A 21465-nucleotide genomic window follows, 5' to 3' on the forward strand; every position below is an offset into this window, starting at 1 on the left:
CCTCCTCGGTCAGCGGCCGCAGCGTCGTCATCAGGTGTATGTGCGGGTTGCCGTCCTTGTCGTGATAAACCCAGTCGGCAATCATTCCTTTCGCAGTCAGATTGTCGCGGACAAAGTCGCGCACCAGCGCGACGTTCTCGGCTCGCGACAGCTCTTCCGGCAGCGCGATGATCAGTTCGCGCGCCAGCCGCGCATCCGCCCGTTTCTCGAAAGTCTCAACGGCATTCCACAGCGCTTCGGAGGCACGAGCGACGGAACGCCCTTCGTTCGCCGCCCTCAGCCAGGCCGGCGCCTGGTCCGGAAGAGCCAGTTCTTCATGAACGAGTTCGGAAGCTCCGTCCCTGTAGCTGAACGACGTGCCGGCCTGCTCGTCCATCATCCTCGTGCGATGGCGATAGGCGGCGGCTGCGACGATGTTGCGCCCGGCTCCCCTGCTGATCACCTGCGCTCTGACGAACATGATCGCCATGATTGTCCTCGTACAGCAACCGGCAGTACCGCACTTAGAAAGTGTCGGATCGAACGACAGACGCCCTCTCGCGTTGCCCAATCGTTTTCGTGCCGAATCTCATCAATTTCGACAAATAGGCCATTATACTATTTTATACAAGTCAGTATAATGGAATTTTGTCCCACATCCAGTATTGGACGGTGTTCCAAGCCACCGGATCGGATGAGGCTGGTGCTCAAGCTTGAAGCTTTTCATCAATCTCTAGCGCGGGGTGGCAACCAACCGGATGCGATATAAGGGTCTTAAAATCGGGCGGTGTTAAAAATCCCGGTGGACGGTATAGGATCTTTCGCCTATCGGATTGCTCATGAAGTCGTCGCTCGATAATATGCCGCTTCGCAAACAGCGAGAACTTAGCCGGGTTCTGGAAATCCTGCACGAGGAGTTCGAAGACGCGCTGAAGGACGGCACGGCGGAATTCAAGAAGCGCGGACGCATCCTGAAGATCATCCTGTTCGGCTCCTACGCCAAGGGCGGCTGGGTGGATGAGCCGTTCACGATGAAGGGTTATCGCTCGGATTTCGATCTCCTGATCATTGTCAACAACCGCAAGCTCTGCGACTTCGCCGAGTACTGGCACAAGGCCGCCGACCGATTAATCCACGACAAGTCGATCGAAACGCCGGTGAGCTTCATCGTCCACTCCAGGCGTGAGGTGAACACCTATCTGAAGGAGGGGCAATACTTCTTCTCGGACGTCCGCAAAGAAGGCATCGTCCTATACGAACTCGATGATGAGCCACTAGCGGAACCCAAGTCTCTCTCTCCGGCAGATCTTTTTAAGGTTGCGGACGATCATTTCGAGCAGAGGTTTCGGGCAGCGACGCGCTTTCTGCAGATGGCAATGTTAGCGATTGATCGGCACTATATTGAAAACGCAGCCTTCGAGCTCCACCAATCGATAGAGCAGGCCTATTCTTGCGTCCTGCTAACGCTTACCAATTACGGCCCACCTTCCCACAACATCAAATTCCTTCGCTCTCTTGCAGAGGAACAGGACCGGCGTCTGGCAGAGGCCTTTCCTCGCGACCAACATCGAGAGCGGGCGTGGTTCAATACGCTAAACGAGGCCTATGTTAAGGCGCGGTATTCTAAGCATTTTGAGATCAGCGAGGAGGCTCTTAGCTGGCTTGCAGAGCAAGCCGTCCTGCTGCTTGGCCTGGTGAAAACCGTATGCTTGGAGCAGCTAGAGAGGCTCGATGGGAACAACAGGTAACGATATCGGACGATAGAATCCCATTGTCGTCTTAAGGGACCGATCTGAGACACTGCAGCGGACTATTCAGGGAATTGTGATCAACCGTTTTCCGTCGGCTCTCCCGGGCGTGAGAAGTCAAAGGCCGCCTCTTGAGGGCCGAAGGTCAAGATCACCTCGGCTAAACTGATCTGTTTATGGAGAGTCAACGTAGAGAAGAATGGTACGGTTGGGGGGTCTCGAACCTCCGACCTCAGGTGCCACAAACCTGCGCTCTAACCAACTGAGCTACAACCGCATAAACCGCGCCGGGCGCGATGGGGGTCACATACGGGGACTTGGCGATGAATTCAAGCCCCATTCCTCGTCAATATACAAAAAGGCTGGACGCGGGGTCCAGCCTTTTGTTTGCAATCGGTAAAGACCGATCAGGCAACCTTGAAGGAGGCCATGGCCTTTTCGGCGGCTTCCTTGGAAGGCTTTGCGAGCTTTTCGGCCACCTGCTTGGTGGTTTCCTGCATCGACTTCGCCTGGTCGACGGCGAGCTCGGCCTGCTTGCGCAGGAACGAGGTCTGCAGCTCGAAAAATTCGGCGGGGGACTTGACGCCGAGCAGGGCTTCCATGTGCGAGAGCGAGCTCTCGGCATTGACGCGCAGGACGTCGATTGCCTTCAGGCCGATCTCGACGGTGCCGGCCTGGGCCGTCTGGACGGTGGCTTCAAGCGTCTTGCCGGCTTCTTCGCCGGCGGTCTTCAGCTTGGCATAGGCGTCTTTCGACTGCAGTGCGCCCTTTTCAGCGAATTCGCGGAAGGATTCCGCGAGCTTGGAGGGGTCGAAAGAAGCGATTGAAAAAACGTCATCGGTCTTTATGGTAGCCATGTCGCATTCCTTTGGGTTGAGGCAGTCGCTGCCTGTGATCATCGAATGACGTCTATATAGGGCATTTCATTGTGCATTGCAACAATTATTGTGCAGCGCACAAGTCGTTAACCCTGTGGGCCGAAACTACCCCGCTGTTCTGGACCGGCATGCGACCTGCAGTTATTAATAAGCCGTTAATTTAGAAGGCCGACAGCGACAAGGTTCGATCATGCCCGCAGTCCAATATCCGTTCATCGATATCGCCGTGCATGCGCGGGTGCGGGAACGCTTTTCACGCGGCGAAGCGATGGTGCTGTTTTCGGCCGATCTTGCCCGGCTGCTCTGGGCGAACGGCGCCGGGGCCGAGCTTTTCGGTCATTCGGCAGTCTATGACCTGCTCGATCAAGGTGTCGACCGTACCGACATCACCTTTCGCCAGCTGGAGACGGCGGCGCGCCAGCTCGCCGATATCGGCGACTTCAGAAGCCTGATGATCCGCGTCGCCAAAGGCTTCCAGCGCGCGCAGGTGCAGGCGGCGGCCGAACTGATCCGGCTTTCCCAGGGCGAAAAGGCCATTTTGTTTTCGGTGCCGGTTTCGGCAAGGCCGCTTGCATCGGACGCCTCGGCCGCCCAGATGCTGCAGGGGCTCGACGATCCCGACACGCATATGGCCGTCATCGGCGCCAATGGCGAGGTCATCGCCGCCTCGCCGGGCTTTGCCTCGCTTGCCATCTCCGGCGAAACCGCCAAGACCCTGATCAATCTTGCCGGCGCGCATCCCGACCGATTGGTCAAGCGCCCGGTTGCCACCGGCCGGGGTTACCTGCCGGCTGCTGTCGGCAAACTCAGCGACGAACCGCCGCTCAATCTGCTGTTTGCCGTGGAGACCCCGATCGGTCATCTCGACCCGGTCGATGCGCCCGTGCTCGACCCAGTCGATGCATCCGTGCTCGACGCAGTCGATGCACCGTCGCAGGTGGCTGACGCGCCCGCGAGGGAAGCAAGCGCGCCGGCCGAACTTCCCCCGGAAGAGCCGGTCGCAGCAACCGGCTTCACCGAGATCGTCGACGCGGTGTCTGATATCGAAGAGGTCGAGGAGACCCTCGAAGAGATCGCCGTCGAAAGCGAACAGCCGGCAGAGGCGGCCGCCGCATCCGCCGACGAAACGATTGCGGAGATGCACCGGGGTGAAGACGCGGCGCCGGAAAACGGCGACGGCGTAATCGACAGCGGTGTGGATGAAGCCGACGCGCCTGCCGCGCTCGTCGACGACGACGCGTCCCATTCCGCTGGTGAGACCGCTGAAACGAACGGGACGGCAGAACCGGCCGAAGCCAGCCAGACGCCCGCGGAAGAGACGCCGGCCATGGCCAATGAAGCGCCGGCCACTGCGGCGCCCTTGATTTCCGACACGCCCCCTGCCCCGGCGCTTGCGCGGGAATCCGGCTTCGTCTTCCGGCCGAACAGCCGCGCCACGCGCTTCGTCTGGAAGATCGATGCGGAAGGCCGGTTCAACGAGGTCAGCCACGAATTTGCCGAGGCCGTCGGTCCGCATGCATCCGCCATCATCGGCTCCGCCTTCAGCGATATTGCCGCTCTTTTCAACCTTGATCCGGACGGCAAGCTGTCCGAGGCGCTCGCGCGCCGCGACACATGGTCGGGCAAGACGATCCTCTGGCCGGTCGAAGGCACCAGCCTCGTCGTTCCGGTCGATCTCGCGGCACTGCCGACCTATACCCGCAACCGCGACTTCGACGGTTTCCGCGGCTTCGGCGTCGTCAGGCTCTCCGACGCGCAGGAGGATCCGCTGGCGCTTGGCCTGACGCTCGGCCCGGATGGCGTCGGCCATGATGCGGCAAGCCTCGGCCCGATCGCCGAGCCTTTCGCCGAACCGGCGCCTGACATGCAAGTCGCGTCCGAGGAGGCCGTAGCGGAACCGCCCATGGCGGACGAGAACGGGATTGAGACGCCGACAGCAGCCGCGCCGCAAGCCGAAGAGACGGTCCCGGAAGCGGTGACCAATGTAGAGACAAGCTTCGAGACACCCGCCCGGGAAAATGCTGCAGACGAACCGCCGGCGCTTCGCATCGTCGAAACACCCAATCGCCGTTTCACCGACAAGGTCGTTCAGCTTCACAGCACGGGCGCCGCACTGACGGCCGCCGAACAGGCGAATTTCCGCGAAATCGCCAAGCGCCTGGAAGCCTTCGGCGCCCGTAACGAAGAGCCTGCCGCTCCGGCGCCGAGGGACGCCAGCGCCACGGAAACGGCGGCTTTCGAAGAGAGCTTGGAACCGGAAACTTTCAAGGACGAAACGCCGCTCGCCGATACGGCCGACTTCGCTTCGGCCGAGGAGCCGGCGCCGCAGGAAGCGATCTTCGAGAACGCGGCGGAGGCGCTGCGAGAGGAGGCTGAAGAGCCCGCCGCCATAGAAGAGGACGAGGCGACGGAAGGGCTCGAGGAGACGGTGAGCCAGATCGAGGTTCTCACAAGCTTCATCCCGCCACGGGTCAAGATGACCGACGGGCTGTCGGCCGGAACGGTCGACCAGCTGCCTGTCGCCGTGCTCATCCATGTCGGCGACGCGCTGATGCATGCCAATCCCGAATTCATGCGGCTGACGGGCTATGCCTCCCTCGATGCGCTGCGCGAGGTGGGCGGCATCGAAGCGCTGCTGCAGCGCCGCGAACTCGAGGAGAATGCCACGGGCTCCGGCACCATGATGCTGGTCAAGGCCGACGACACGCTGACGCCGGTCACCGCGCGACTGCAATCGGTGCGCTGGGAAGATGCCAACGCGCTGATGCTGGCGCTGATGCCGGTGGCAGGTAAGGAAGAGGCCCGCGCTGACGCCGGCCGGTCCGAAGCCCGCCCCGAGCGGATGGTCGAGAAGGTGGCCAAGCTTCAGGTCGAAGTGGAGGAATTGCGCTCGATCCTGGAAACGGCGACCGACGGCGTCGTCGTCATCGGCACGGAGGGCGACATCCGCTCGATGAACCGGTCGGCCAGCGCGCTTTTCAATTATGACGAACAGGAGACCCGCGGCAAACCCTTCGTCATGCTGTTTGCCCATGAGAGCCAGAAAGCCGTTCTCGACTATCTGAACGGCCTCTCCGGCCATGGCGTCGCCAGCGTCTTGAACGACGGGCGCGAGGTGATCGGACGCGAGGCCGCGGGCGGCTTCGTGCCGCTGTTCATGACGATGGGCCGGCTCACCTCCTCGAATGGCTATTGCGCCGTCATCCGCGATATCACCCAATGGAAGCGCACCGAGGACGAGTTGCGCAATGCCAAGGGGGCGGCCGAAACCGCCAATGCCCACAAGACCGACTTCCTCGCCCGCGTCAGCCACGAAATCCGCACACCGCTCAACGCCATTATCGGCTTTTCCGATATGATGGCCGGCGAGCGTTTCGGTCCGATCGGCCATCCCCGTTATATCGAATATGCCAACGATATCGGCCGCTCCGGCCGGCACGTCCTCGACATCGTCAACGACCTGCTCGACATTTCGAAGATCGAGGCGGGCGAGATGGATCTCGATTTTGCCGCCGTCGGCCTCAACGAGGCGGTCTCGGAGGCGGTGGCGCTGGTCCAGCCGCAGGCGAATGGCCAGCGCGTCATCATCCGCACGGCGCTGTCGCATGCGGTGCCCGATGTCGTGGCCGATCTGCGCTCGATCAAGCAGATTGCGCTCAACATCCTGTCGAACGCCATCCGCTTCACCCCGTCGGGCGGGCAGATCGTCGTCTCCACCTCCTACGAGGCGAATGGCAGCGTCGTCTTGAGGGTCCGCGATACCGGCATCGGCATGACGCGCGCCGAGCTCGACCATGCGATGAAGCCGTTCCGGCAGGTCTCCTCGACCCAGTCGCGCCATCGCGGCGACGGCACCGGGCTTGGCCTGCCGCTGACCAAGGCGATGGTCGATGCCAACCGGGCGACATTCTCGATCAATTCGGCGCCGAACGAAGGCACGCTCGTCGAGATCACCTTCCCGTCGCAGCGCGTGCTGGCCGGCTGATCCTTAATCTCTGGCGCAGCGAAAAAAAGGCAGCCAGAGGCTGCCTTTAAATTTGGTGCTGTTCAACAAGAGCTCAGTCGATCAACGTCATGTTTCGTAAGCCCGCCTGCATGATCCCTAAATCGGAATCGATTTAGGGATCATGCAGCAACTTAAAGTGCTACAGCGTCCTTTGCGCGTCTGAGACACGCGGCGCTGTAGGGCTTCAGGCCGCCTCGTTCATGTGCGTCCCCCAAGTTACTCCAAACCTTTGCCTAACCTTTCTTAACGAAAGGTTTCCATGACAGGGGATTGCTGAATGGTGAAAGCTTGTGGTTTACGATTCCTTATCAGTCCTTCAGTTCGCTCAAGCCCGCAAAGAGCCGCAGCGCCTCGGGATTGGCGAGCGCTTCCTGGTTTTTCACCGGCCGGCCATGCACGACCTCGCGCACCGCAAGCTCGACGATCTTGCCGGACTTGGTGCGGGGAATATCGGCGACCGCGATGACCTTGGCCGGCACATGCCGCGGCGAAGCGCCGGTGCGTATCCGTGTCTTGATCGCCTTGACGAGATCCTCGGTCAGCGTCACGCCCGCTGCCAGGCGAACGAACAGGATGACGCGCACGTCGTCCTCCCACTCCTGGCCGATGCACAGCGCCTCGGCCACCTCCGCCATCTGCTCCACCTGATTGTAGATCTCCGCCGTGCCGATGCGCACGCCGCCGGGGTTGAGCGTCGCATCCGAACGGCCATGGATGATCAGGCCGCCATGCTCCGTCCATTCGGCAAAATCGCCGTGGCACCAGACATTGTCGAAGCGCTCGAAATAAGCGGCGCGATATTTGGCGCCGTCGGGATCGTTCCAGAACATGACCGGCATCGAGGGAAAGGCCTTGGTGCAGACGAGTTCGCCCTTCTCGCCGCGCACCGGTCTGCCGTCATCGTTCCAGACGTCGACGGCAAGGCCGAGGCCGGCCCCCTGGATCTCGCCGCGCCAGACCGGCTGCAGCGGATTGCCGAGCACGAAACAGGAGACGATATCGGTGCCGCCGGAGATCGAGGCGAGCTGCACATCTTGCTTGATGCCCTCATAGACGAAGGTAAAACCCTCGGGCGACAGCGGCGAACCGGTCGAGGTCATCAGCCGCAGGCTGGAGAGATCGTGGCTTTTGCGCGGCGTCAGCCCGCTCTTGCGCACCGCATCGATATATTTGGCCGAGGTGCCGAAGATCGCAAAGTTCTCGGCCGCGGCATAGTCGAACAGCACGTTGCCGTCGGGCGCAAAGGGCGAACCGTCGAACAGGCAGAGCGTGGCGCCGCTGGCAAGGCCGCTGACCAGCCAGTTCCACATCATCCAGCCGCAGGTGGTGAAGTAGAACAGCTTCTCGCCGGCCTCGAGGCCGCAATGCAGCCGCTGCTCCTTGAGGTGCTGCAACAGCGTGCCGCCGGCCGAATGGACGATGCATTTCGGCACCCCGGTAGTGCCGGAGGAGAAGAGAATGTAGAGCGGATGGGAAAAGGCGAGCGGCGTGAACTCCACCTCTTTGGCCGCATAGGGCGCGACGAAGGCCTCCAGCGTCGAAGCGCCGGGCGTTGCGCGCGCCACCGCCTCGGCATCGCCGGCATAGTGGACGACGATCGTCGGCACGCCCAAGCTCTTGGCGACGGTTGCGACCTTGGCGCCGACATCCTGCAGCTTACCGGAATACCAATAGGCATCGCAGGCGATGAACAGCCTGGGGCCGATCTGGCCGAAACGGTCGAGCACGCCCTGTTCGCCGAAATCGGGGGAGCAGGACGACCAGATGGCGCCGATCGAGGCGGCCGCCAGCATGGCGGCGACAGTCTCCGGCATGTTCGGCATCATGGCGGCGATGCGATCGCCTTCGCCGATACCCTGCGCCTTGAAGGCCTGCTGCAGCCTCGACACCAGCGCGCGCAGCCGATCCCATGACCAGCGATCCGCAACCTTATCCTCGCCGCAGAAGAGGATGGCGTCGGCCTCGCCGCGGCCGGGCAGCAGGTTTTCGGCGAAGTTCAGCGTCGCCTCGGGAAAGAAGCGGGCGCCGAGCATGCTGTCGCCGTCGATCAGCACTTCCGCGCCGCGTTTTCCCTTCACGCCGCAGAAATCCCAGACGGTCGACCAGAATTTCTCCCGCTCGGCGACAGACCATGCATGCAGGTCCTCAAAGCCCGAAAGCGATAGCCCGAAGTCTCTATTGCAGCGCGCCATGAAGGCATGGATCGGGCTTTTTGCGACGGCTTCGTCCGATGGCACCCAAAGTGGTCTGTTGTCCTGCATTCAATCCTCCTCCCCAATCTCGCCTTTATATCATGCTGCATTGCATTATAAAGGGCAGAACCCGAGCGCATCCGACGTCCGGCGAACAGGACGGAAAGCGCAACCGATCTCAGCGTCAGTTCAAAATACCCGCGCACACGCGGCGCTGGAGGGATTTGCATCTGCCCGATATTTCCTATATCCGGCGAAATCAGCGCTTAACGGCTTAACCGGCTGAATGACCGGCGGAGATCATGGGTACGTCAAGACATCGCAGGTGGCGCAGGAAGATCGGACCCGTTTCGCGCTGGCTGCCGGCCTTCGCGCGTGTTTCGACCGTGCTGCTGCTGATTGCGCTTGGGCTTTTCGTGGCGCTGAGGGTGGCGGCGCCCTATCTCATCACGACCGGTTTCGTGCGCTCCGGCATCGAGGACGCGCTGTCGAAATGGACGGGCTATCAGGCCGAGATCGAAGGCAGTCCGGTTCTCGAATTCTGGCCGACGCCACGCATCACGCTGAACGAGGTCACGATCCGCCAGCCGCGCGAAAGCGGCGATAAGCTGCTCGGCAGCATCGAAAGCCTGTCGGCCGATTTCAGCCTCATCGATGCGCTGAGAGGCCGGACGAGTTTCCACGAATTCCATCTGCTGCGCCCCAAGCTGGCGCTGACGCGTGACGAAAAAGGCCTGATCGACTGGAGTTATGCCGGCCTGCTTGCCCGTGCGATCAGCGGCGTGCGCTACGAAAACGGAGCCGAGGTGCTCGATCCTGATCTCGATGCCGAGATCGGCGCGGTGACCGTCGAGGACGGCACGCTTGCCGTCACCGACATCGGGAGCGCCAAGACCTACAATTTCGACAACGTCACGGCCGACATCGCCTGGCCGCGGCTCTCAGGCGCGATCTCGGCCGTCGTCATCGCCCGCATCAACGGCGAGGACCTGAAGGTCGATTTCGCCTCGCGCCAGCCGCTGCTCGTTTTTGCCGGCAAGAGCGCCGAGACGCGGACATCGCTGACGTCGAACCTGCTGACGGCGCGTTTCCAGGGAATTGCCAGCATCGCCCGCCTTTCGGCCGTTTCCGGCAATATCGCCGCCAGCATTCCCGATGTGCCGGCGCTTCTCACATGGTCGGGCAAATCGATTCCCGGCATCGGGACACTGAAGAGCGCATCGCTGGAATCCGACATCATGTCGTCGGGCAGCGGGCTGCGCTTCAACGATCTCAGCCTGTCGCTGAACGAGGCAAGCGCCACCGGCGTGATGGATCTTTCGACCGTGCCCGGCAGACGGCCGAAGATCGGCGGCACGCTTGCATTCGACCAGATGAACCTCAAACCTTTCCTCGATGCCTTTGCGCTGAGGCTCGCCGCCGGCGAGGCAAAGGAAATCTCCAAAGGCATGCGCGAACCGCTGCAACTGCTTGACATCGACGTCAGGCTTTCGGCGCGCCGCGCGCAGATGGGCCTCTTCGAGCTTTCCGATGTCGGCGCCAGCATGATCGTGACCGGCGGCGAGGCGAAATTCGATATCGGCGACAGCGCCTTCGAAGGCGGCGAGCTGACCGCGCATCTGGAAGCGACGCAGCGTGATTTCGACGGCGGCGGCAAACTGCAGCTGTCGATCCGCGATGCCGACTTCGCCGCTCTTGCCGAGCGCCTGCAGCTCAAAGGGCCGCTGCCGCTTGCGACGGCATCGCTCGATCTCGACCTGCAGTCGCCAAAGGCGATCTGGACGACCGGCCTTGCCGACGTCACCGGCAGGCTGCACTTCTGGACCAAGGAGGGCACGATCCCCGGCATCGACGCCGCAGCGCTGCGGAGCCAGGCCGCCGAAAAGCCGTTCTTTCCGCTGAGTGCTGCGGCGAACGGCGCCTTTGCCTTCAGCCGGCTGGATCTCCGGGCCGATTTCGCCAATGGTTCGGCCGAAATCCACGACGCCGATATCGCCGGGCCTGCACAGACGCTGACACTTTCCGGCGTCATCACCTACCAGTCGAACGGGCTGGCGCTTTCCGGCTCGCTGGAGGCAACCGATCCGGCCAAGGCGGCCGAGCTGCCGCTTTTGCCGTTCTTCATCGGCGGCTCATGGCCAAACCCTGTCATTTCGCCGGTTCCGCTGTTCGGCAATACGCCTCACGCGCAGTAAATCAGGCCCCGGCGGCGGCCGCGCGCTCGTCCCGATCACGCTGGATTTCGCGGCGCTTGGTGATGATCGAGGCGCAGACGACACCGATCGCGACGATGCCGATCAGGATGGTGCAGACCGCATTGATCTCCGGCGTCACGCCGAGGCGCACCTGGCTGTAGATCTTCATCGGCAGCGTGGTTGCGCCCGGGCCCGAGGTGAAGCTTGCGATCACCAGGTCATCCAGCGACAGCGTGAACGCCAGGATCCACCCCGAAAACACGGCCGGCGAGATGATCGGCAGGGTAATTTCGAAGAAGGTGCGCACCGGCGGCGCCCCCAGATCCTGCGCCGCTTCCTCGATCGACTGATCGAAGCTTAGGAGCCGTGACTGCACGACGACGGCGACGAAGCACATGGTCAGCGTCGTATGCGCCAGCGTGATCGTCCAGAAGCCGCGGTCGAAGCCGATCGCCACGAAAAGCAGCAGCAGCGACAGGCCGGTGATGACCTCCGGCATGACGAGCGGCGCATAGACCATGCCCGAGAAAAGCATGCGGCCGCGGAAGCGGGTGTAACGCACCAGCGTCAGCGCCGCCATGGTGCCGAGCACGGTGGCGAAGGTGGCCGACAGCAGACCGACGCGGATCGTCACCCAGGCGGCATCGAGCAGGGCCTGGTTCGACAGCAGCGAGACGTACCATTTGGTCGAGAAGCCGCCCCAGACGGTAACGAGCTTCGACTCGTTGAAGGAAAAGATCACCAGCAGCGCGATCGGCAGATAGAGGAAGGCAAAGCCGAGCACGACGGAGATGACGTTGAAACGGGTCCATCGCAGCATGCTTATCTCCCCCGCTCTTCGGCCTTGGCCTGTGCATTCTGAAAGAAGACGATCGGGATCACCAGGATCATGAGCAGGATGGTTGCGACCGCCGAGGAGACCGGCCAGTCGCGATTGGCATTGAACTCGTTCCAGAGCGTCTTGCCGATCATCAGCGTCTGCGACCCGCCGAGAAGATCGGGGATGACGAACTCGCCGACGGCGGGGATGAAGACCAGCATGCAGCCGGCCACCACGCCGGGGATCGACAGCGGGAACGTGACGCGCCAGAAGGCCCGGATCGGCGTGCAGCCGAGATCCTGGGCCGCCTCGATCAGCGTGCCGTCCATCTTTTCGAGCGCCGAATAGAGCGGCAGCACCATGAAGGGCAGATAGGAATAGACGATACCGATATAGACGGCCGTCGGGGTGTTGAGAATGATCAGCGGCGTGTCGATGATATGCAGCGACAAGAGGAGCTGGTTCAGCAATCCTTCCGGCTTCAGGATGGCAATCCACGCATAGACACGGATCAGGAAGCTCGTCCAGAATGGCAGGATGACGAGCATCAGCAGCGTCGGGCGGATGGTGCGCGGCGCCTGCGCCATGCCATAGGCGATCGGATAGGCGATCAGCAACATCAGCAGGGTAGAGATACCGGCGATGGTGACACTCGACAGATAAGCGTTGAAGTAGAGAGGATCGTCGGTGAGATAGCCGTAATTGTCGAAGGAGAAGGTCGCGACCTTGCTCCAGAAACCGCTCCAGCCATCGTCAAAAGAGAAGACCGGCTCATAGGGCGGTATGGCGATCGCCGTCGTCGACAGCGAGATGCGGAAGACGATGAAGAACGGCGCCAGAAAGAAGAGCAGCAGCCAGGCATAGGGAATGACGATGACGAGGCGGTTATAGAAGCGTGATGCCAGCGTTCCCATGATCTCAATCCTTCAGCAGCACGCCGCCGTCTTCATCGAAGGAGACCCAGACGTCCTGATCATAGGTGAAGGGGTCTTCGACGGAGCGCTGCGCGTTGAGGGAAGAGGCTCTGACGAATTTGCCGCTCGGCAGCTTGATGTGGAAGACGGTCATGTCGCCGAGATAGCCGATATCCCAGATCTCGCCCTTGGCCGCGTTGACCGAGGCGTTCGCGGGGGCCGCGCGGCTGACGCGGATCTTCTCGGGGCGGATGGCGAAACCGGCCGTGCTGCCGATCGCCGGAGCGGCGCCTGCGGCGGCGATGCGGATGGTGAAACCGCTGTCGACGGCGATCTCGGTTGGCCCGCTCCCCGATGTCGTCACCTTGCCGTCGAAGATGTTCACGTCGCCGATGAAATCCGCCACGAAGCGGGAATTCGGCGCCTCGTAGATTTCGGCCGGTGTCGCCACCTGCACGACCTTGCCGTGGCTCATGACGGCAATACGGTCGGCCATGGTCATCGCCTCTTCCTGGTCGTGGGTGACGACGACGAAGGTGAGGCCGAGGCTTTGCTGCAGGTCCATCAGTTCGAACTGGGTTTCCTCGCGCAGCTTCTTGTCGAGCGCGCCGAGCGGTTCGTCGAGCAGCAGCACTTTCGGGCGCTTGGCGAGCGAACGGGCGAGCGCCACGCGCTGACGCTGGCCGCCGGAGAGCTGGTTCGGCTTGCGGGAGGCAAATTGCTCGAGCTTGACGAGCTTCAGCATCTGCGCGACGCGCTCGGCCATTTCGTCCTTCGGCATGCCGTCCTGCTTCAGGCCGAAGGCGATGTTCTTCTCGACGGTCATGTGCGGGAAAAGCGCGTAGGACTGGAACATCATATTGACCGGCCGCCTGTAGGGCGGCGTGCCGGCGAGATCGGTGCCGTCGAGAACGATTTCGCCTGATGTCGGCTGCTCGAAGCCGGCGAGCATGCGCAGGAGCGTCGACTTGCCGCAGCCGGACGCGCCGAGCAGCGCGAAAAACTCGCGGTGATAGATGTTCAGCGACAGATCATTGACGGCGGTGAAATCGCCGAAGCGCTTGGTGACATTCTTGAAGGCAATGAAAGGTTTTGCGGACGGGTCGGTCCAAGGCGCGAAAGCGCGGCGGATATTGCCTAAGGATTTCATATTATTCCCCGAAAAATATGCGTATTCGGCCGCCAATTGAAAGGCCCGGACGTTGCCGTCCGGGCCTGGCATTGACTTACTGGCCGGTGACGACCTTCGTCCAGATCCGCGTCGCCGTGCGCTGGGTCTTCGGATCCCACGGCTTGACGGTGAACAGGTTCTTCATCACCTCTTCGGTCGGATAGACAGCCGGATCGTTCAGCACGTCCTTGCTGACGAACTGCTGCGAGGCCTTGTTGCCGTTGGCATAGAAGGTGTGATCGCTCGCCTTTGCGATGACCTCGGGCTTCATCATGTAGTTCAGGAACTCATGCGCTTCGGCCACGTGCTTGGCATCGGCGGGGATCGCCATCATATCGAACCACATCTGGGCGCCCTGTGCGGGGATCGAATAGTTGACCTCGACGCCGTTCTTGGCTTCGGCCGCGCGGTCGCGCGCCTGCAGCATGTCGCCGGAATAGCCGAAGGCGATGCAGATATCGCCGTTGGCAAGGGCGTTGATATATTCGGACGAATGGAACTTGCGGATATAGGGGCGGACCGCCGTCAGCAGTTCTTCGACCTTCTTGAAATCCTCGGCCTTGGTGGAGTTCGGATCGAGGCCGAGATAGCGCAGCGCCGTGGTCATGACGTCCTTCGGCGTGTCGAGCACGTAGATGCCGCAGTCCTTGAATTTTTCGGCGACCTTCGGATCGAAGATCACTTCGAGGCCGGGTTTGGCATCGGGACCGAGGATTTCAGCGACCTTTTTGACGTTGTAGCCGATGCCGTCGGTTCCCCACATGTAATCGACGGCATATTCATTGCCCGGATCGTATGCAGCGGTGCGCTGCTGGATCACGTCCCACATGTTGGAAAGGTTCGGCAGCTTCGACTTGTCGAGCTTCTGGAAGACGCCGGCCTGGATCTGGCGCTGCAGGAAGTCGGCGGTGGGAACGACGACGTCATAACCGGTGCCGCCGGCAAGCAGCTTGGTTTCGACGGTCTCGTTCGAATCGAAGGTGTCGTAGACGACCTTGATGCCGGTTTCCTTGGTGAAGTCGGTCAGGATGCTGTCGTCGATATAATCCGACCAGTTGTAGACATTGACCACGCGCTCCTGGGCAAAGGCCGGAGCGGCGGCAAAGAGCGCGGCGATGGCGGCGGCCGTCACACTTGCGATGGTTGACCTCATGACTTCTCCTGTTTGTTCAAAGCGCCCGCATCCCCGGACGTCTTTTCCCTCTGGTTTGCCCGCAGACTAAGAAGGAATTTCTAAGCCCACAAGCGCAAAAACTGCGCTGTCGACGATTTCACAATCACTGGAAGTCGAAGGCGCTGAGGCCCGCCACCATCTCGTCGAGCCCGAGCGGTCTCGTCACCGGCGGCTCGGCGCGGGAAAGGCAGCCGCGCCGCTCGCAGAGGCGACAGGCCGGGCCGATCGCGACCGGATCGACCGCCGTCATCTGCCCGTAGGCCAGGCCGTCTGCAAGGGCGGCATCACAGCCGATCAGGATCGCCGTGCGCCTGACCCTTTCGCCGAACTCGACGCTCGGCCCTTCGAGCGTGCGGGCGACCGTCAGGAAGGATGCTCCATCCGGCATGACCACCGTCTCGGCGAGAATCTGGCCCGGCTGCAGGAAGGCGGCGTGGATATTGAGCTTCGGACAGCCGCCGCCGAAGCGGGCCTGCGGAAAGCCCTGGGCGCCGCCGCGCCGCAGCCGGTGGCCGGCGGCATCGATCTCCATCATGAAGAAGGGGATGGCTGCCGCCCCCGGCCGCTGCAGCATGGTCAGACGCGTCGCGGCATGCCCGAAGGAGACGCCGAAGCGGGCGCGCAGAATGTCGATATCGTAGCGCGTCGCCTTCGCCGCCGCCAGGAAGGCCTCATAGGGCATGGCGAGCGCCAGGGCCGCGATGCGGGCCAGCTCGAAGCGGGCAATGCGGCGCGCCTCGGCGGAAGAGAGCGAGAGATCGTCGAGCTCGGCATCGATCGCCGACAGCAAAGCGAGGTTGGCCGCCTCGATAGCGATCTCATGCGCACGGTCGGCCGGCGACAGGCGCTCGGAAATGAAAAGCCGCATCGAATGCCGGTCGAAACGGCGACGCAGATCCGGCATGACATGCACCGGCAGGACGCGCACCGCAATGCCGCGCTCGGCGCGCAGCCAGTCCTTCAGCCCGGCGGCAAGGTCGGCGCCGCCGGGAAGCGTCGCGGCAAAGGCTTCCGCCGCCGTCTCGATCCGTCCGAAATAGGCCGATCTGCGCTCCAGCGTCTCGCGCAGCTCGTCGAGCGGCAACCGGCCGGCGGCGACGGGTGCGTGCCCTTCGGCCGCCATCAGCGCCGTCAGGTCCGACAGCCGGGCGGCCTGTTCGCGATAGGCGCGATAGAGCTTGATCATGCCGGCCGCGGCATTGGGTGCGGCCTCGGCCACTTCCACCAGTTCCTGGTCGCCGGGCAATTCGCCTGCAAGCAGCGGATCGGCAAAGACCTCCTTGAGCTGGCCGAGGCTGCCGCCGGTCTGGCCGCGCAACTCCTCCAGATCGACCCGATAGACGGCCGCAAGCTTCAAGAGCAGCTGCACCGTCAACGGCCGCTGGTTGCGCTCGATCAGGTTCAGGTAAGAGGGCGATATTTCGAGCGCCTCGGCCATGGCGGTCTGCGTCAGCGCCAGCGCATTGCGGATGCGCCGCAATTTCGGGCCTGCGAATATCTTCCGTTCCGCCATTGTCACACCCTTTGACAGGCAAGCGGCGCTAACATTTACAAAACTTTACAAATTCACAGCGTCGCTCTGTCAATCCTCGTCATCTTAACCTCTTTCTACCCAGGAAATCAAAGGTTTTTCTGGCCATTGCACGCGATATTGTCAATCTTGTCATCAACACCCTGATATCGGTTTTTAGTGAGGAGATCAGCATGACCGATTTTTACAAACTCGTTCCCAATGCACCGGCGGGCCGTTTCGACGGCATCGAAAGGCCCTATTCGGCCGCCGACGTGCAGCGGCTCAGAGGCTCGGTGGCGCTGACCCACACGCTGGCCGAAATGGGGGCGGACCGGTTGTGGCGGCTGCTGCGCCAGGAGGATTTCGTCAATGCGCTCGGCGCCCTTTCCGGCAACCAGGCCATGCAGATGGTGCGCGCCGGATTGAAGGCGATCTATCTCTCCGGCTGGCAGGTGGCGGCCGACGCCAATACGGCATCGGCGATGTATCCCGACCAGTCGCTCTATCCCGCCAATGCCGGGCCGGAGCTTGCCAAGCGCATCAACCGCACGCTGCAGCGCGCCGATCAGATCGAGACATCAGAAGGCAACGGGCTTTCGGTCGAGACCTGGTTCGCGCCGATCGTCGCCGATGCGGAAGCCGGTTTCGGCGGGCCGCTCAACGCCTTCGAGATCATGAAGGCCTATATCGAAGCAGGCGCTGCCGGCGTCCATTTCGAGGACCAGCTCGCCTCGGAAAAGAAATGCGGCCATCTCGGCGGCAAGGTGCTGATCCCGACGGCCGCCCACATCCGCAATCTCGACGCCGCACGGCTTGCCGCCGACGTCATGGGCGTGGCGACGCTGGTAATCGCCCGCACCGACGCGGAAGCGGCAAAGCTGCTGACCTCCGATATCGACGAGCGCGACCAGCCCTTCGTCGACTATGATGCCGGGCGAACCGTCGAAGGCTTCTACCAGGTCAAGAACGGCATCGAGCCGTGCATCGCCCGGGCCGTCGCCTATGCGCCGCATTGCGATCTGATCTGGTGCGAGACTTCCAAACCGGATCTCGAGCAGGCGCGCCGCTTTGCCGAGGGTGTGCACAAGGTCCATCCCGGCAAGCTGCTCGCCTATAATTGCTCGCCTTCGTTCAATTGGAAGAAGAACCTCGACGAGGCGACGATTGCCAAGTTCCAGCGCGAACTCGGGGCGATGGGCTACAAGTTCCAGTTCATCACGCTCGCCGGCTTCCACCAGCTGAACTACGGCATGTACGAACTGGCGCGCGGCTATCGGCAGCGGCAGATGTCGGCCTATTCCGAGCTGCAGGAGGCGGAATTCGCCGCAGAGGACCACGGCTATACCGCCACCAAACATCAGCGCGAGGTCGGCACGGGCTATTTCGACGCCGTGTCGCTCGCCATCACCGGCGGCCGGTCGTCGACCACCGCCATGCACGATTCAACCGAACATGCGCAGTTCAAACCGGCTGCGGAATAAGGCGAACAGGAGGACAAGACCATGGCATCCATTTCACGCGTCCGGGAACGGGCCGAAGAGCAGACGTCCAGCATGAGCGAGGATCAGCAGACGACGATCCGCATGCTCGCCAATGACCTGCACCGGCTGAACCAGTCGGTCATGAAAGCCGTCGAGGCCGGCGTCTCGGTCGAGCTGGTGCGCTCGGCCCGTCATCACGGCGGCGACGGCAACTGGGGCGACCTGCTCATTCCGGTCGTCGTCACCAACCGGCATTGACAAGCATAGCCTGGCGACCTCGGGTCGCCGCCCTTCATCTGAACGCCCGCGTGTCCCGGAGATGCGCGGGCGCTTCATCGTAAACTTCAACCGCGGCTCGGCCGTTTTCCGGCGAAGAGATCGGCATAGCTTCGGATAAGCTTGGTCATTCGGTCGGCGACCGTGCGGATTTCGGGGCGATGGCGGTCCTCGGCATTCATGACGATCCATTGGCGGTGACGCAGTTCCGACAATTCGCCGCCCTGGCGCTGCAATTCCGGATGAAGATCGCCGACGAAACAGGGAAGCACGGTCTTGCCGGCGCCGGCGCGCACCAGATCCGGCAGCGAACGCGGCCGGTTGACGGTGGCGACGATCCCGGATGCGGCATGGGCGTGCGGCCAGCGCAGATAGGCCGAGATCGCTTCCTCCTCGCCGACGGCGATCCAGCGCTCGTCGGTCTCGGCGGCGTTGCGTCTGGCATAGACGGCATAGGCCACCTCCCCGAGCAGGCGTGCGGCCAGGTTGGCTTCCGCCGGCTCGAAAGCGCGAATGCCGATATCGCTCTCGCGATAGGCAAGGCTTGCCCGCGCCTCGCCGATGCTGAGCGCAATGGCGAAGGCATCGCCCGGCATGCGGATTGCAGTGAAATTCTCCGTCAGCAGCCAGGCGACCCAGGTGCCGGCGGTGATCCTGACGGTGGTGCCGCCCTCACCGGATTGCCGCCAGGCTTCCACCTTGCGGGCGGCGGCTTCCATCTCCTGAAGATGATCGAGCAGCGCCTGGCCATCCTGCGTCAGCCGATAACCGGTCTGGCTGCGCGAAAACAGGGCGCGGCCGACCTCCTGCTCGAGCTCGAGCATGCGCCGGCCGACCGTGGCGGGGCTGAGTCCGCTGGCAGCGCTCGCTCCCGTCAGGCCGCCGAGCCGGGCGACCTGCAGGAAAAGTTGATAGGAATCCCAATTCGCGTTTTTCATCGATGAAAAACATAGTGGGATTTTCCCTGTTTATGAAGCGAATTTTGACGCCTAAATGAAGTGATGTCTAAACATGAGAAAGGACATCACCATGATCGACATGACCACCATCGCCGGCGTCCACGGATACCGGCATTTCTCCCAGCCAAGCGGTTCCAAAGCGGATGAAGAGCGGTTCTATGCCGAGTACGGAGACAGCAGCATCATCCGCTTCGCCGCCTGGCTGACCTCGCTCGACCTCATGTTAAAGCGGGTCGCAGCGAACGGAAAACGCCGCGGCGTTGCGGCGCAATCCTGCGGCCGTCACGGCCGTGCTCCTCAGGCGACTTTCCTTGCGCCGAGGTGAGCGGCTACCGGTTCTGCGCCGATGCGGAAACGCTCGATGAGCGCCATCAGCGTATCGGCTTCGCCGGCAAGCAGACGGCTGGCCTGCGTCGTCTCGGCAACCATCGAGGCGTTCTTCTGGGTCATCTGGTCCATGGCGTTGACGGAACCGTTGACCTCCTGCAGCGCCGCCGACTGATCGCGGCTGGCGGTGGCGATGGTCTCGACATGACCGCTGATCGCGATGATCTCGTGGCTGATCGAGGCAAGGACGCTGCCGGTCTTCTGGACGAGTTCGGAGCCGGCCGTCACTTCGCGGCTCGACGTCTCGATCAGCGACTTGATCTCGCGCGCAGCATCGGCCGAACGCTGGGCGAGCTCGCGCACCTCCTGGGCGACGACGGCAAAACCCTTGCCCGCCTCGCCGGCCCGCGCCGCCTCGATGCCGGCATTGAGCGCCAGAAGATTGGTCTGGAAGGCGATATCGTCAATCACCTCGATGATCTGCTCGATCCGCTGCGAGGCCTCTTCGATGCGTTCCATGGCAGCGACGGCATCGCCGACGACGGCGCCGGAATTGTCGGCGGTCTTCTTGGTGGCGGCGACGACGCTGTTGGCTTCACGGGCGCGCTCGGCGGAAGAGCGAACCGTGACGGTGATCTCTTCGACCGCGGCGGCGGTCTCCTCGAGGTTTGCCGCCTGCGCTTCGGTGCGTTTCGAAAGTTCGTCGGCGGAAGCCGAGACGGCGCCGCTGTTGCGCTGGATCGTCGAGGCGCTGTCGCGGATGCCGGAGAGCGTATCCTGCAGCCGCAGAAGCGAGGCGTTGAAATCGACGCGCAGCTGCTCCAGCCGGCCGACGAAAGGTGTGCCGATCGTCTGCGAGACGTCGCCCTGGGACAGGCGGCCGAGGCCGGCCGCAAGCTGGTTGACGGCAAAATCGATCTGGCCGTCGAGCGAGCGCTTGTCGGCATCGTTCCTGGCGCGTTCGGCATCGCTCAAGGCGCGCTGTTCGGCCGCCTCGGTTTCCAGGTCGCGGCGGGCGCGGGCGCTGTCGCGGAAGAGCGAGAGGGCGCGGCCGATCTCGCCGAACTCGTTTTTCTTCTCAAGACATGGGATTGCCTCGTCGAGATCGCCCGAGGAGATCGAGTGAACGCTGGCGGTCAGCGCCTGCAAAGGCTTCACCGACTGGCGGATCGCATAGAAGGCGAGAACGCCGACGAGCAGCATGACGACGGCGCCGATGCCGAGGACCAGGATCAGCAGCTCATTCATGCGCTGATAATAGAATTCCATCGGAATGCCGATGAAGAGAATGCCGACATTGGCGTTCGATGCGTTCTTGATCGGGAAATAACCGGTCATGAACTTGCGGCCGAACAGTTCGGCCGGGCCGAAATAGGCTTCGCCCCGGGCGAGAACCGGTTGGGCCGGATGTTCGGCCACAAGCTTGGTGCCGACGGCGCGGTCGCCGTTTTCCTTCTTGACGTTGGTGGATATGCGGACGTAGTCGCCGCCCTGCTTCTGGAAGATCGTCGCAACGCCGGCGATCGACTGGGCGGTGCGGTCGACCAGCGAATGATCGGCAAGGGCCGGAATGGCCTCTTCGGTGACGGCGGTGAGCTGGTTGTCCTTGACCTCGACCTTGGCGGCCTGATCGGCCGCGCCGTAGAGGACGGCCATGGCGCGGGCGGCGTCCCTCGCGTCGGAGACGGCGCCATCCATCACATGGCCACTCAGATTGTAATAGGTCACGCCGACAATGGCCGCCGTGCTGATCGCCAGCAGAAACAGCGTGATCGCAACGATCTGGCGGACGATGGATGTAGAGAAAAGGCGCAGCATCAGAACCCCCGGCG

At 62.6% G+C, this 21465-nt stretch carries 16 protein-coding genes and 1 tRNA gene; 6 read left to right on the forward strand and 11 right to left on the reverse strand.

All coding sequences use genetic code 11. From position 1 onward, the window contains the following. The coding region (locus CO655_RS11010; protein ID WP_176539236.1) for a MobA/MobL family protein at nt 1–469 on the reverse strand (469 nt) is incomplete at its 3' end. A 349-nt stretch (nt 470–818) separates the two neighbouring features. On the opposite strand from CO655_RS11010, the gene CO655_RS11015 reads away from it, so the two are divergent. Further along, the gene (locus CO655_RS11015) at nt 819–1727 is read left to right on the forward strand and encodes a nucleotidyltransferase and HEPN domain-containing protein (protein WP_097664685.1); all 909 of its coding nucleotides are present in this window, start codon (nt 819–821) and stop codon (nt 1725–1727) included. Between the two features lie 200 nt (nt 1728–1927). Here the strand turns inward: CO655_RS11015 and CO655_RS11020 are convergent. Both CO655_RS11020 and CO655_RS11025 read right to left on the reverse strand, forming a co-directional pair. Next, nucleotides 1928–2004 (reverse strand) — tRNA-His (locus CO655_RS11020). Between the two features lie 130 nt (nt 2005–2134). Continuing rightward, nucleotides 2135–2584, reverse strand: coding sequence for a phasin (locus tag CO655_RS11025; protein ID WP_097664794.1), 450 nt, complete (start codon nt 2582–2584; stop codon nt 2135–2137). A gap of 211 nt (nt 2585–2795) precedes the next feature. Between CO655_RS11025 and CO655_RS11030 the strand changes: the two genes are divergently transcribed. Next, nucleotides 2796–6590, forward strand: coding sequence for an ATP-binding protein (locus CO655_RS11030; protein ID WP_097664686.1), 3795 nt, complete (start codon nt 2796–2798; stop codon nt 6588–6590). Between the two features lie 329 nt (nt 6591–6919). Here CO655_RS11030 and CO655_RS11035 read toward each other — a convergent pair whose 3' ends face one another. Further along, complete coding sequence (locus CO655_RS11035; RefSeq protein ID WP_097664687.1) at nt 6920–8872, reverse strand: acetoacetate--CoA ligase; 1953 nt, start codon at nt 8870–8872, stop codon at nt 6920–6922. 233 nt (nt 8873–9105) lie between these two features. On the opposite strand from CO655_RS11035, the gene CO655_RS11040 reads away from it, so the two are divergent. Then, entirely contained in the window at nt 9106–10998 is a 1893-nt protein-coding gene (locus tag CO655_RS11040) for an AsmA-like C-terminal region-containing protein (protein ID WP_097605602.1), read from the forward strand. A 1-nt stretch (nt 10999) separates the two neighbouring features. On the opposite strand, the gene CO655_RS11045 is transcribed toward CO655_RS11040, so the two are convergent. From CO655_RS11045 to CO655_RS11065, 5 genes are all read right to left on the reverse strand, one after another. Beyond that, nucleotides 11000–11818: an ABC transporter permease subunit gene (locus CO655_RS11045; protein ID WP_097664688.1), complete on the reverse strand. Its 819-nt coding sequence runs from the start codon at nt 11816–11818 to the stop codon at nt 11000–11002. Between the two features lie 2 nt (nt 11819–11820). Beyond that, a complete protein-coding gene (locus CO655_RS11050; RefSeq protein ID WP_097664689.1) occupies nt 11821–12732 on the reverse strand; it encodes an ABC transporter permease subunit in 912 nt (303 codons plus the stop codon). A gap of 4 nt (nt 12733–12736) precedes the next feature. Continuing rightward, nucleotides 12737–13882, reverse strand: coding sequence for an ABC transporter ATP-binding protein (locus CO655_RS11055; RefSeq protein WP_097605738.1), 1146 nt, complete (start codon nt 13880–13882; stop codon nt 12737–12739). Between the two features lie 76 nt (nt 13883–13958). After that, a complete protein-coding gene (locus tag CO655_RS11060) occupies nt 13959–15056 on the reverse strand; it encodes a polyamine ABC transporter substrate-binding protein (RefSeq protein WP_097605605.1) in 1098 nt (365 codons plus the stop codon). A gap of 124 nt (nt 15057–15180) precedes the next feature. Further along, nucleotides 15181–16590 (reverse strand): XRE family transcriptional regulator, encoded by a 1410-nt coding sequence (locus CO655_RS11065; RefSeq protein ID WP_097664690.1) that lies wholly within the window; start codon nt 16588–16590, stop codon nt 15181–15183. A gap of 191 nt (nt 16591–16781) precedes the next feature. On the opposite strand from CO655_RS11065, the gene aceA reads away from it, so the two are divergent. Next, nucleotides 16782–18071, forward strand: coding sequence for an isocitrate lyase (gene aceA, locus CO655_RS11070; protein WP_097664691.1), 1290 nt, complete (start codon nt 16782–16784; stop codon nt 18069–18071). Nucleotides 18072–18092: 21 nt separating this feature from the next. Beyond that, nucleotides 18093–18329, forward strand: a complete 237-nt coding sequence (locus tag CO655_RS11075) for a hypothetical protein (RefSeq protein ID WP_039617955.1) — start codon at nt 18093–18095, stop codon at nt 18327–18329. 86 nt (nt 18330–18415) lie between these two features. On the opposite strand, the gene CO655_RS11080 is transcribed toward CO655_RS11075, so the two are convergent. Beyond that, the gene (locus tag CO655_RS11080; RefSeq protein WP_097664693.1) at nt 18416–19285 is read right to left on the reverse strand and encodes a LysR family transcriptional regulator; all 870 of its coding nucleotides are present in this window, start codon (nt 19283–19285) and stop codon (nt 18416–18418) included. Nucleotides 19286–19376: 91 nt separating this feature from the next. On the opposite strand from CO655_RS11080, the gene CO655_RS11085 reads away from it, so the two are divergent. Further along, entirely contained in the window at nt 19377–19631 is a 255-nt protein-coding gene (locus tag CO655_RS11085) for a hypothetical protein (protein ID WP_097664795.1), read from the forward strand. Here the strand turns inward: CO655_RS11085 and CO655_RS11090 are convergent. Further along, complete coding sequence (locus CO655_RS11090; RefSeq protein ID WP_097605609.1) at nt 19604–21451, reverse strand: methyl-accepting chemotaxis protein; 1848 nt, start codon at nt 21449–21451, stop codon at nt 19604–19606. The genes CO655_RS11085 and CO655_RS11090 overlap by 28 nt on opposite strands. Between the last annotated feature and the right edge of the window lie 14 nt (nt 21452–21465).

It is taken from the genome of Rhizobium sp. M1, assembly GCF_002531805.1.
Classification (GTDB): domain Bacteria; phylum Pseudomonadota; class Alphaproteobacteria; order Rhizobiales; family Rhizobiaceae; genus Rhizobium; species Rhizobium etli_C.